We start from the raw sequence: 12,503 nt of genomic DNA on the forward strand, positions 1-12,503 counted from the left end.
TATGATCTATTTTTATCCGTAAAGCTATGGAGTCACTTTTGTTTATCTCTGATATCTCTAAAAAAACTGGACTCTCTATCCATACCCTTCGTTATTATGAACAAATAGGCTTACTGAAAAATATCCATCGTAATCAGTCAGGACGACGTGTATATACCAAACTTGATCTGGAATGGCTTGAATGGGTAAAACGCTTAAAATCAACAGGCATGCCTTTAGAAAAAATGCAAGATTTTGCCCAATTTCGGCTACAAGGAGAACAAACCTTAAAACAAAGACAAGAACTTCTTATTGCGCATTCCGTTCAATTAAAACAAGAAATTCAAAGACTCAAACAAGAACAAAGTATTGTCGACTATAAAATTGAAATATATGCACAAAAAATGCTTGAGCTAGAGTGAACTCGAGCAGTTAATATTTTTGACTCACGATTTGAGTTAGGAGTAGAGAATGTTAAGTTCAGGTTTTTACATCACCGCAGAATTAAAAATTAAAGATAAAGACAGAATCTTAGAAACCCGTGAAGCCTTACAAGCATTATGTAAGCTCACTCTTCAACAAGAACCGGGATGTAGCTTATTTCAACTGCATCAATGCCAACAAGAGCCAACTCGTTTACTACTTTGGGAACGCTTCGACTCGGAACAGGCTTACCATGCGCATTTTAAACAGCCCTATACACAACACTATCTTTCCAAAGATTTAACCGAAGTGGTGCAACATTTCGTCAGTGATATTGTGCTATAAAAAAGCTCGAAAAATCACTCCAGTCATCGAGTGGTTTTTCTTATTGATCAATTGCCAATCTTCACTAAATCTTTTATCTTAATTATCACAATAATAATGAGTCAAATGATGAAAAACTCTCCTGCTGTATCCAATACAGTGTATTACAGCTTGATCATAGCGCAATTTATATTGCCTATCATTGCAGCAGTCATCGATATTTACAGTACTGAACCCGAGTTAGAACTTCTGGATAAAACACTCTACCAAGACCCGCAAGCTTGGGAATTGGGAGTGATGTCGATTGCAGGTTTAATCATCCTCATCATCACATTTGGTTTATGTTTAAAAAAAGAATGGGCAAGAAAAGCTTATCTCTATACATTTTTCCCAATATTTCTGATTTATTTTATGCCCTTTATGCACTGGATTTACATGACCAGTTATGCAGCGATATTTAACGATCTGGCCTTTGTTTGTTCTGGAATTTTATTGATGATTTTAGTGACTCCATCACTATATCGACCTATTTTTGAACACGATTAATCATGTATAAAACGCTTGCCATCAGCATTGGCTTATATCTCTTTTTAGAGATTCTATGTCATGGTTTTGCATTTTTTGCAGGTAAAATAGTGAGTAAAGCGGATAAACAAAAGCTCAATCATCCTTTGCACCTTGAATTTACACGGCAAACTTTTTATCGCACCATGTTACTGGTCAGCATTATATTAATGAGCCATTTTTATACTGAAATTGCCTATTTTGAGCAGAATGCTTGGATTCGTTTGACATTGAGTATCAGCATTATTTTACTCATTCTATTTATACTCTGGTGGCTAAATGCTTTTATTCTGCGCCAAGTGGTTTTAAAGCAACAACAACAATCTGTCACTCCGGTATTTAAACAGAAAATCAGCTATATCATATTGCATCCTTTACAATTCAAAGCTTTATATATCAGCCCTGACTATTTAAAAAGATCTGTTTGGATGAATCGATTACTCAGTGTTTTTGCTTTTATTCTCTTATTTATTGATATCCAAGTCCTGTTTAACGTTTAAATCAACTGATTATGTGAATGAACCTTCCATCGCGATGCCCAAACTCAGCGTTCCATTCATATTGCTGCTTTCCATCTAAAGCTGACTGCTAAAAACATCATCAATTGAAATCAATATTTGTATTGATCACGCAAGCTTTACTTGCTTAAGCATTTGCGATTCTTATATTTTCAGATAAATTATCCACAACAACAATTATTTTTAAATCAATCATGCGTTTTTGGATTCTAGTCTGTGTAATTGCCTTTACTGCTTATTTTGCGATACAGCGCATGATGTATCCGCAATTGAATCATAATTCTGCCATTGATCGTATCACGCATCCTTTAGATACTCGCTTACGTTATCGTATTGGCGAAATAGATCCACGTTTTCATGTTAGTAAACAGCAGGTGCAAAATTTGGCACAACAAGCCACGGATATTTGGCATCAAGGGACCATGAAAAGTCTCTTTGTTTATGATGATCATGCCAAACTGACGATTAACTTAATTTATGACGAACGCCAAGCGGAATCTAGCGCCAGAAACCAAGAGTTGCGTATTTTGCAAAATACCCAACAATATACACAAAGTGAAAAGCAAAAAATTCAGCAACTTCACGCTGAATTAGATCGCACCAATGATGAGCTTGATCTGCAAAAAACCAATTATCAACATAAAGTTGACCAGTATAATCAGCTGATCAATACCCTTAATCAATCCCATCAAAATTTAGATGCCACAGCAAGATTGCAGTTAGATCAGCAGAAAAATCAACTGATCATCGAGCAGAACCAACTCAAACAACAGTTAGATATTTATAATCAAAAAGTCTATGAATTAAATCGCCAAGTTGAACAACTCAACGCTGTCAATCAACAATACAATCAATCTGTGGATCACTTTAATAGTCGTTTCCAACCGCGCCAATTTGATAAAGGCGTATTCGATGGTAAAACCATTAATATCTATGAATTTACATCGGACGAAGATTTACGTGTCACGATTGCACATGAGCTTGGGCATGCTTTGGGCTTAGCGCACAATAATGATCCTAAAGCACTCATGTACCCAATGATGAAAGAACAAGATTTGAAAAATTTTAGATTAACCACAGCGGATTTAGCCATGCTAAACTCAAGACAACGATAAGCAAAATTTAGCGATGATTATCAATTTTAAATCCATAATTTATTTATGTATTTAAATCAGTTTTATGCAAAATCATGTTATTGTGAATCCCTGAAGCAATAAATTGAGGAGATGACTGTGAGCTATTATCATATTATTTTAGAAGTAAATGATCATATCAGCACGATTGAGCAAACTCGTGATATTGAAATTTTTGATATTACTGAACTTCAACCTTATCTCCATTCGATTCTGCTGCCTTATTTCAACGAACAGATCATTGAACTAGAAGACGACAATGTCGAGTTTAAAGATGTTCTACACCTTGAAATTAAACAGACCTTATTGCCAATTCAACATTTAATTGAAGAAGAACAAAAACAGTTACCTAGCGATACCGACGTAACCATTACAGCCTATGAAATCTTTAATGATCGTGATCATACACAGGATGTTACCGCCGTCATTTTAGATGTCTTAGAAGCAGTCAAAATTGATCCTTTCGCAATTGAATAATCCACATAAAAAAAGGTCTGCTTATGCAGACCTTTTTTATGAGATCAAATATTTATTGCATCATATTCTTTGCAGCTTCATTTCTAAAAGCTTTTAAAATCTGTTGGCCTGCTCGACCTGTTGGGCTCAACCCTAACTTCACTTGCTCTTGCTGAATAGCCTGACGCGTTTTATCGCCAATCAAACCATCCGCATCGCCAATCGCATAGCCTTTTTTCAATAAGTAATTTTGAATTTCTCGGCGTTCTGTGCGAGATGTTCCTGCATCGTCAGTTGGCCATGCGGTTTGAAAACTGCCCTTGCCTTGTAAACGATCAGACAAATGTGCAATTGCCAGTGCATAACTTTCCGCAGCATTATACGAATAAATTGCATCAAAGTTTTTAAACACCAAGAATGCTGGACCATTTGCACCCGCAGGCATCATTAAACCGGCCTGAGCGCCTTCCGATAAATTGCCTTGAATGATTGGAGTACCGTCAACACGAGTAAAACCACGATTTACCCAAATGCTCAACGATTTTTTATTACGACGACTTTCACCACTTACAGAGGCGCCAGCTGGAATTTTTACTTCAAAGCCCCACGGCATTCCCGTTTGCCAGCCACGTTTTTTCAAAAAGTTTGCTGTTGATGCCAAAGCATCCGAAGTACTTGAAACCAAGTCACGTCGACCATCACCATCAAAATCTACGGCCAACTCTTCATACGTTGAAGGCATAAATTGAGTATGACCAAATGCCCCTGCCCATGAACCTTTTAACTGTTCTTCGCGTAAATCACCTCGTTGTAAAATACGCATTGTGGCAAAGAATTCACCTCGGAAATAACCTTGTCGACGCCCTTCACAACTTAAAGTTCCCAACGCTTGTAATAAAGGATATTTTCCTGAAATGTCACCAAAATTACTTTCCACGCCCCAAACAGCAACAACCGTTTCTGCTGGAACGCCGTAAGCTGCTGAGACACGGTTTAAAACTTCACGATGCTGAGCCAGCATTTGACGGCCTTTCTCTACCCGCTCTTCATCGACCAAACCTGAAAGATAATCCCAAATCGGTGTTGAAAACTCAGGTTGATAATCCAGTTTGCTGATGACCGAATAATCAGGCGTTAGATTTTGCGTATAACGATCAAAGGTTGTGCCACTAACACCTGAACTGATTGCTTGCGAACGTAAATTTGCAATACAGCTTTGAAAATTAGAATTGGGTGTATAGCTTGTATTCGGTGTTGTTGTGATTGGTGAGCTAGATACAGCCTGACCGTTAATGATTAATTCAGCATTGGCATGCGATGCTGCCAACAAAACAGATCCACAAATCAAAGTTAAATGACGCATAATATCCACAAAATGGTTTTAAATTTAAATTATGTGAATACCATAGCAGTCTGTGAATAAAATGACAGATGTAAAAACGTAAATTTTGAATTCATTTTTCGATTTTAAATTCATAACCCACAGTTCACTGTTTTGAATTTAAATATAGTTATCCACACCCAAGCAAACTTATCATTTTTTAAATTCAAAACTTTCACACAAATTTGAATTCAAAAAACATCATTATTTTAGCAACCTTAGCTTTAAATTTAAAATTCCACTCAATCCCATAAAAACTCGCTTAAGTGTTTATTTTTATCCACAATTTGGATTTTGGATTGGTGAATCAAAACTTATCCACAGTCGTTATTTTCACTTCGAGCAAGCAAAAGTTTAAATTTAAAGTTTTAAATTCAAAAAACACCTTCAAGTTAATTTAAATTCAAAGTGGATAACTTTTTGGGTTTTGCTGTTAATACTTTTGAATTCAAATGTTCTAAACCCTTTAAATTTGAACTTTGAATTTAAAAATAGATGCTTGTTTTTCTGTTTATTGAAGCTGTTTTTATCATCATTCTTGTGTTTATAGCCCCAGAAAATGATCCATTTTTGGGTCATTGCTTAGCGATAAAATAGGGGGAGCGTTATGATACAGAACAGCAGAGTAGAAAAAAGCGGGCAAGAGTTTGACCGCTTTTTTTACATACAAAATCAAGCTTAAATGTTCATATCTTCGCTTAATGACAATGGATTCGGTAAAATCTTCGCCAATTGACGACATAAAGTCGTTAATTCAGCAGCATCATTTGGCATCAGGGTGATATGACCAATTTTACGACCTTCACGTTCTGTTTTATTATAAAGGTGTAAATGTGCACCTTTTAACGCTAAAACATCTTCGGATTTAGGGTGTTGCCCGATGATATTTACCATCACTGTTGGTCGAACCACTTCGGTTGAACCGAGTGGTAAACCTGCCACTGCGCGAATGTGATTTTCAAATTGCGAACATACTGCGCCTTCAATTGACCAATGCCCAGAGTTATGCACACGTGGTGCCATCTCATTGGCATATAAGCCTTTTTCAGTCACAAACAATTCAAGTGTTAACACACCAACATAGTTCAAATGGTTTAACAAACGGGTGATGTATTCCTGCGCAACGGGCTGTAAATCAGCACTGTTTGGAGCAGGAACTATTGAATGCGAAAGAATACCATTGTGATGATGATTTTCAGCCAAAGGCCAAGTTTTTACATCACCATCAATACCACGCACCGCAATAATTGATACTTCACGAGAAAAAATCACAAAACTTTCAGCGATTAATGATCCTGCTGGTCCTAACTCAGCCCATGCCTGATCAATTTGATCGACTGAACGCAGTACAAATTGACCTTTACCATCATAACCACCTGTCGCAGTTTTAAGTACGATTGGTAAGCCTAATTCACTCACTGCAAGCTTAAGCGTCTCCAATGAATCGACTGCTTTATACGGCGCAACAGGAATTTCCAGCTCATCAAATAAAGCCTTTTCAGAAAGGCGATGTTGTGCGATTGCTAAAGCTTGGCGTGGCGGATACAGATCTTTTTGCTTGGTTAATACATCAACATCAATCAATGGCGTATTTTCAAATTCCAGACTAAAAACATCTGCACTGGCAATAAAATCTTGTAACCCATTTTCAGCTTTAGTGCTAAAAACGTGTCCTAATATTGCAGATGGACAATCCGCATCAGCTTCAAAAAATGTGCATTGGATATTTAATGGGAGCGCAGCTTGCGCCATCATACGGCCGAGTTGACCACCACCAAAGATACCGATGGTTTTATTCATAACCTGTGTCCCGTTTTTAAGCTTGACCCGGAATATTTTTACTTGCCACTTTATCGGTTTGAGCGGCACGGAAATCTGCAACATTTTTTGCAATTTCAGGGCGAGTTAAACCTAAAATTTGAGCGGCCATGATTGCGGCATTGGTTGCACCCGCAGGGCCAATTGCCAATGTGCCAACTGCAATACCTGCAGGCATTTGTACAATAGACAACAATGAATCAACGCCATTTAAAATTGAAGATTTCACAGGAACACCCAGCACAGGCAAATCTGTTTTTGCTGCGCACATTCCTGGTAAATGTGCTGCACCACCAGCACCAGCAATAATCACCTGAATACCACGTTCACGTGCTGTTTCAGCATATTCAAATAAGCGGTCTGGCGTACGATGCGCAGAAACAACTTCGGCTTCAAAAGGAACACCAAGCTGTTTCAGCATATTGGCAGTGTTTTCGAGAGTTGCCCAGTCTGATTGAGAACCCATAATAATTCCAACGAGAGGAGCGTCTTGTACAGCGGCCGCATTCATTGCATATATTCCATAAACGAATGTAAGGAAGTTTAAATACTGGTGATCAGTGTTTAAATGAATATCAAGAAGCTCGCTATTATAGACTGATTTTTCATCTCACGAAAATTTAACAGACGTAGGAAGTCAATTTTTTTTAAGGGAACAACCTAAAAGCCGTTTGACTTGAGAATAATTATGATCTCGAACTCATAAACAGCAGGAAAATTGCTGAAGATTGGGACATGAGATGAATATGCTGTCTGAGTAAAATCCTTGTTAATTCACACCATGGCAACTCATTTACTGGCTTCTAAACACAAAAAACACGCAGCCCATCAAACATAAACCCGCCCATAAATAATCTAATTTAAATGGTTGTTTAAACAAGAAAATCATAAACGGAACAAAAACCAACAGTGTCACCACTTCTTGGGTGATTTTCATTTGCCCCAACGACCAACCATGTTGTGCCAATAGACGTGTTGCGGGAATCATAAAACTGTATTCAAGTAAGGCAATGATCCAACCAAACAAGATCGCTTGCCACAGAGGTGCATCATGTAAGAATTTTAAATGCCCATACCAAGCCAAGGTCATAAAACAGTTGGAGATAATTAGTAATAAAAGGGGGAGAGATAAAGCCATTTTTAACTCAACAATTATGTATGCCTCAATAGATTACACTGCATTTTTTAAAAGTAAAAAATCTTCAATCTTGATCATGATGACGTGCATACCAATACACATGAGTGGCAAAGAATCTGGATTTGGCACGAACAGGATAAAACTCCAATTCACTTTGAGCTGTTTTTAAAAATTTAAGTAATAATCGACGCTTATTTTCATTAACAATACTTCTATAAGAAGAATCATTTAAAAATATTTTTTGACCCTGATCGAGATAAAAATGAATTGAAACTTTTGAATTGAATAATAAAGGTGATTTGGTTGAATAATCATAACTGTAAAAACCTAAAATTTCCTGTTTGGCATATTTTTGCGGCGCTTTTTGATTGAATTGAAGATACATATACTGATCATCAAACCAAATGGAGACATCTTTAGTAAATAGTCGGATTAGGCTTGTCGTTGTAGCAAAATAAAACAAAAACGTTAAGCTTACTGGACCTAAATAAAAACCGTCACCCAACAAAGAATAATAAGCAATGCCATAAATCAACATTACTGGCAAAGCAATCAATAAACTACTGATCGAAGAATAAGGATAAATTTGATTTAAGACGAATTTTTTCGCTGTTCTTTTTCGAAATTTTGACATGTCTGACAACAATAAATTTTATTTTACGGTCTATATTCAACTGCAAATATGCAGGATTTTATCCGTAAAAGCTATCCTTTAAAATCGTAACAAGAAAAACTATCTTTTCGCCTTAACCCTTGCTATCGTTGCTTTCAAATCAAATGAAACGGCTACACCACAACAACAAAGTGATGTGTCTATAAAAGCACTGGAGTTAACACGAATGCATCTGCATATTTTGGGTATTTGCGGCACCTTTATGGGTTCATTGGCGCTATTGGCGCGTGATTTAGGACATAAGGTCACCGGTTCAGATGCGAACGTTTATCCACCGATGTCGACCCAACTCGAAAATGCTGGCATTACCTTAATGCAAGGCTATGACCGTAGCCATTTACAACCACATCCAGATCTTGTCATTGTAGGCAATGCAATGAAGCGTGGTATAGATGCGGTGGAATATATGCTCAATGAAGGTTTAGCATATATTTCAGGTCCACAATTCCTTGCTGACCATGTTTTACAAGGCAAACATGTGCTTGGTGTTGCAGGTACCCATGGTAAAACCACCACAACAACAATGCTGGCTTGGGTACTGGATCAAGCAGGTTTAAATCCAGGCTTTTTAATTGGTGGTGTACCTTTAGGCTTTAGTGAAAGCGCACGTTTAGGTGGTGGAAAATATTTCTGTGTAGAAGCAGATGAGTATGACTCTGCTTTTTTTGATAAACGCTCAAAGTTCGTACATTACCATCCAAAAACTGCGATTTTAAATAATCTTGAATTTGACCATGCCGATATTTTTGATGATTTAGCAGCGATTCAAAAACAATTCCATCATTTGGTTCGTACTATTCCAAGTGAAGGTCGTATCATTGCCCCGATCACTGAAACCAATATCGATGAAGTGTTACAAATGGGTTGTTGGACACCTGTCGTAAGGACTTCACTTGACGCCAATAACAGTGCTGAAGTTTATGCTGAACAGCTTTCTACGGATGGTTCGCATTTTAAAGTGCTTCAACACGGCGTAGTAAAAGGTGAAGTGAAGTGGAATATGACAGGGCAACACAGTGTTGCCAATGCTTTGGCAACCATTGCAGCAGCTGAACATGTCGGCGTTTCAATTGAAACAGCATGTGAAGCCTTATCGAATTTTGGTGGGGTGAAACGCCGAATGGAATTACTTGATACAGTGAATGGTATTGAGATATATGATGACTTTGCCCATCACCCAACTGCGATTGATACAACGCTTGAAGGTGCACGTAAACGTTTAGGTGAGCGTAAGCTTTGGGCGATTATTGAACCACGTTCAAACACCATGCGTATGGGCAGTCATAAAGATGGCTTGGCACATTCTGCACGTCTTGCAGATGAAGTGATGTGGTATCAACCTGAAGGTCTGGACTGGGATTTACAGCCTGTCATTGACGCTGCAACCAATAAAGCCGTTGTGGCTCGTACATTGGATGACATTATCAGTACCGTTGTTACACAAGCAGGTGAGGGCGATGCTGTGGTGATTATGTCCAATGGTGGTTTTGGTGGATTACATCAAAAATTGATTGCAGCATTAAAAGCAAAATAAGTCGAAATAAAGTGTAGAAAACCCACAAAATTTTGTGGGTTTTTTTATTGATTTACTGAGGGTGTACTTTCAATAAGTTTAAAATCCTTAAGCTTGACCCAACCTTCAACCAGATCATCTTCTATATTTTGATTTGGATCATTAAATATCACATAAACCCAGTGTTGTTTTTTTCTGTCTTTATAGATTGAATAAGCCGTGACATTATCATTTTGAAGCACAAAAGTATCATTCATCTTACAGATGTTTTTGGGCGCTGAATAAAAATAAATACGATGTTTAGATTTGCCTAACAACTCCCAACGTGGCTGTATTTCTTGCTCTTTTTTATAGGTTTGTAAATTTAATTCAAAACAACTCATTGCTAAACTGAACGATGAACTGCTCAATAACAATACAGTGATTATCATTTTTTTAAACATGTTTAATCTTCTAACCGAATCTGAATCTGAACGGCCCAATGAGCATTGGGCACACAATAAAGCTAAGCTTTCACATCAACAAAACTTTTATCACGTCTAAACATGACTTCGACATAGGAACAAGTAGGTACAATTTTAAGCTGCTTTTCACGCGCAAATTCAACCAAAGTATCCAACAACTGACGCGCAATTCCTTGACCACGCAAGGAGTCATCTACCCAAGTATGGTTCGCAATGATCTGATGCTCACCATGCCATAAATAACTGATCTCAGCAATTCGCTTACCTTGTTCATTATCAAAGTAAAATTCACCTTTTTGTTGATTATCTACATGTTGGAATTGCATATATTCTTTCTCATGGATGTTCTATAACACAATCCCACTGTAGCAAAGCAAACTTAAGATTTCAAAACATCATGAATCGATTGATCTTTATCAAATACTGATTTTGAAAAAGGGCAGAGTGGAATAATTTTCACATTCTTTGAGCGAGCCATCTCTACAACTTGATCTAATAATTTTCGACCTACACTTTGACCACGCAATTCATCTTCTACAAGTGTATGGTCAATAATCAACATATTTTCGCCTGCCCATGTGTACGCCATTTCAGCCAAATGGTGACCTTCTTCACCAATATAAAATTCACCTTTTTTACCATCATCTTTATGTCTGATTTCTAACATTTTATTTACTCTTATATACGTTTAAATTTATAGGCCTATTCAAAATGCCATAACTATATTTGAATTATTGTTAAATTTTGTCTGACAGTTTTATTTTTGATACAACAAACTTAGCTTAACTTTATCCACAATTCAGCCTAAAATTTAGCGCTAACCTCTTTTAATATTGACCATGTCTGCCTTATCTCCCCAAACTCCAGCACCACAATCTGCCCCCAGTGAATCCCAGCAATGGATCAGTGTGATTAGCCTTGCTTTCGCAGCATTTATTTTCAATACCACAGAATTCGTTCCTGTGGCTTTACTGAGTGACATTGGAAAAAGCTTTGCGATGCCTGCAACTGATGTTGGTATCATGATTACTCTATATGCCTGGGTTGTTGCACCCATTTCATTGCCGATCATGTTATTGACCAAAAATATTGAACGGCGCTTTTTACTGATCATCTTATTTATGGTTTTTGTGGCCAGTCATGCATTATCTTATTTTGCATGGAGTTTCGATGTACTCCTGATCAGTCGAATTGGTATCGCATTTTCTCATGCTTTATTTTGGTCAATCACTGCATCACTGGCAGTGCGAGTCGCACCCAAAGGTAAAGAATTTCAAGCTTTGGGGCTATTGGCCACAGGTACGGCATTGGCGATGGTTTTAGGTATTCCATTTGGACGAATGATTGGTGAATCTTATGGTTGGCGTAATACTTTTGCTTTGATTGCAATTGGTGCGGCTATAGTTTGCGTCATCTTAGCCAAAACATTACCACGCTTACCAAGCGTCAATTCAGGTTCTCTGAGTAGTTTAAAGGTATTTTTAAAACGCCCAAGCCTGATGATTGTTTTTGCTCTGACCATTATTGTGATTACCGCACAATTTACCGCATACAGTTATATCGAACCTTTTGCTCTGAATGTTGCGCATTTTAGCTCGACACAGACCACAACTTTATTATTAATCTATGGCGCAGCGGGTTTCTTTGGCTCTTATTTATTCGGTAAATTTGCCAAAAAATATCCCAAACTTCCGATACCGTTAAGTAGTGCGATATTGGCTGTTTCGATGTTATTGTTGACTTCACTGAGTACTGATTTTACCAGTTTTAGTCTACTGAGTTTATTTTGGGGCATGGCGATTATTTGCTTTAGCTTAGCTCAACAAGCCAAAACCTTGGCTTTAGCTTCTGATGCCACTGATGTCGCGATGGCAATTTATTCAGGACTATACAATGTGGGTATTGGTGGCGGCGCTTTGCTTGGCGGCCTAGTGACTACCAATTATGGGCTCAACCATATTGGCATCGTTGGCGGTATAATCGCTGTTCTTGGGACCCTGTTAGCTTTAGTGCTTGTACAACGTAAAGATTTTATTCAAAAAAAATAAATATCTTTTTACAAGTTTTAAAGTGACATGCTGAGTTAAAAACTTTAATTTGATAAAAGTTAACTTGGCTT

16 protein-coding genes are annotated in these 12,503 nt (G+C 37.5%); 8 read left to right on the plus strand and 8 right to left on the minus strand.

Features of this window, described 5'->3' with window-relative positions; translation table 11 throughout:
• Positions 1-38 precede the first annotated feature (38 nt).
• From ACZ5QH_RS22675 to ACZ5QH_RS22700, 6 genes are all read left to right on the plus strand, one after another.
• The gene (locus ACZ5QH_RS22675) at positions 39-401 is read left to right on the plus strand and encodes a MerR family transcriptional regulator (RefSeq protein ID WP_004818140.1); all 363 of its coding nucleotides are present in this window, start codon (positions 39-41) and stop codon (positions 399-401) included.
• Positions 402-450: 49 nt separating this feature from the next.
• On the plus strand, positions 451-747 hold the full coding sequence (locus ACZ5QH_RS22680) for a putative quinol monooxygenase (RefSeq protein ID WP_056515471.1): 297 nt from the start codon (positions 451-453) through the stop codon (positions 745-747).
• Between the two features lie 108 nt (positions 748-855).
• A complete protein-coding gene (locus ACZ5QH_RS22685) occupies positions 856-1,272 on the plus strand; it encodes a hypothetical protein (protein ID WP_004719005.1) in 417 nt (138 codons plus the stop codon).
• A gap of 2 nt (positions 1,273-1,274) precedes the next feature.
• Positions 1,275-1,790 carry a hypothetical protein gene (locus ACZ5QH_RS22690; RefSeq protein ID WP_303577861.1) on the plus strand — a complete coding sequence of 172 codons (516 nt, stop codon included), beginning with the start codon at positions 1,275-1,277 and terminating at the stop codon, positions 1,788-1,790.
• A 212-nt stretch (positions 1,791-2,002) separates the two neighbouring features.
• The gene (locus tag ACZ5QH_RS22695) at positions 2,003-2,923 is read left to right on the plus strand and encodes a matrixin family metalloprotease (RefSeq protein ID WP_244014506.1); all 921 of its coding nucleotides are present in this window, start codon (positions 2,003-2,005) and stop codon (positions 2,921-2,923) included.
• Positions 2,924-3,034: 111 nt separating this feature from the next.
• Complete coding sequence (locus ACZ5QH_RS22700) at positions 3,035-3,418, plus strand: hypothetical protein (RefSeq protein ID WP_154130490.1); 384 nt, start codon at positions 3,035-3,037, stop codon at positions 3,416-3,418.
• 52 nt (positions 3,419-3,470) lie between these two features.
• Here the strand turns inward: ACZ5QH_RS22700 and ACZ5QH_RS22705 are convergent, their stop codons facing one another.
• The 5 genes from ACZ5QH_RS22705 to ACZ5QH_RS22725 all read right to left on the minus strand — a co-directional run bounded on the left by ACZ5QH_RS22705 (position 3,471) and on the right by ACZ5QH_RS22725 (position 8,368).
• Positions 3,471-4,760: a lytic murein transglycosylase gene (locus tag ACZ5QH_RS22705; protein ID WP_303577859.1), complete on the minus strand. Its 1,290-nt coding sequence runs from the start codon at positions 4,758-4,760 to the stop codon at positions 3,471-3,473.
• Positions 4,761-5,456: 696 nt separating this feature from the next.
• Positions 5,457-6,578 carry a 5-(carboxyamino)imidazole ribonucleotide synthase gene (locus ACZ5QH_RS22710; protein ID WP_004718994.1) on the minus strand — a complete coding sequence of 374 codons (1,122 nt, stop codon included), beginning with the start codon at positions 6,576-6,578 and terminating at the stop codon, positions 5,457-5,459.
• Between the two features lie 16 nt (positions 6,579-6,594).
• Positions 6,595-7,107, minus strand: coding sequence for a 5-(carboxyamino)imidazole ribonucleotide mutase (purE, locus tag ACZ5QH_RS22715; RefSeq protein ID WP_004718991.1), 513 nt, complete (start codon positions 7,105-7,107; stop codon positions 6,595-6,597).
• Between the two features lie 282 nt (positions 7,108-7,389).
• Complete coding sequence (locus ACZ5QH_RS22720; protein ID WP_034613299.1) at positions 7,390-7,734, minus strand: DMT family protein; 345 nt, start codon at positions 7,732-7,734, stop codon at positions 7,390-7,392.
• A gap of 64 nt (positions 7,735-7,798) precedes the next feature.
• Positions 7,799-8,368, minus strand: coding sequence for a hypothetical protein (locus ACZ5QH_RS22725; RefSeq protein ID WP_034613301.1), 570 nt, complete (start codon positions 8,366-8,368; stop codon positions 7,799-7,801).
• A 205-nt stretch (positions 8,369-8,573) separates the two neighbouring features.
• Between ACZ5QH_RS22725 and mpl the strand changes: the two genes are divergently transcribed.
• Complete coding sequence (mpl, locus tag ACZ5QH_RS22730; RefSeq protein WP_244014514.1) at positions 8,574-9,941, plus strand: UDP-N-acetylmuramate:L-alanyl-gamma-D-glutamyl-meso-diaminopimelate ligase; 1,368 nt, start codon at positions 8,574-8,576, stop codon at positions 9,939-9,941.
• 44 nt (positions 9,942-9,985) lie between these two features.
• Here the strand turns inward: mpl and ACZ5QH_RS22735 are convergent, their stop codons facing one another.
• The 3 genes from ACZ5QH_RS22735 to ACZ5QH_RS22745 form a co-directional block, all read right to left on the minus strand.
• The gene (locus ACZ5QH_RS22735) at positions 9,986-10,363 is read right to left on the minus strand and encodes a hypothetical protein (protein WP_004818156.1); all 378 of its coding nucleotides are present in this window, start codon (positions 10,361-10,363) and stop codon (positions 9,986-9,988) included.
• 62 nt (positions 10,364-10,425) lie between these two features.
• Positions 10,426-10,710 carry a GNAT family N-acetyltransferase gene (locus tag ACZ5QH_RS22740; RefSeq protein ID WP_004718976.1) on the minus strand — a complete coding sequence of 95 codons (285 nt, stop codon included), beginning with the start codon at positions 10,708-10,710 and terminating at the stop codon, positions 10,426-10,428.
• Positions 10,711-10,763: 53 nt separating this feature from the next.
• Positions 10,764-11,051 carry a GNAT family N-acetyltransferase gene (locus ACZ5QH_RS22745; RefSeq protein WP_004818159.1) on the minus strand — a complete coding sequence of 96 codons (288 nt, stop codon included), beginning with the start codon at positions 11,049-11,051 and terminating at the stop codon, positions 10,764-10,766.
• A gap of 172 nt (positions 11,052-11,223) precedes the next feature.
• Here ACZ5QH_RS22745 and ACZ5QH_RS22750 point away from each other — a divergent pair, with 172 nt between their 5' ends.
• Positions 11,224-12,432 carry a sugar transporter gene (locus ACZ5QH_RS22750; RefSeq protein WP_303577858.1) on the plus strand — a complete coding sequence of 403 codons (1,209 nt, stop codon included), beginning with the start codon at positions 11,224-11,226 and terminating at the stop codon, positions 12,430-12,432.
• Positions 12,433-12,503: the final 71 nt, after the last annotated feature.

It is taken from the genome of Acinetobacter sp. Ac8 (assembly GCF_055392545.1).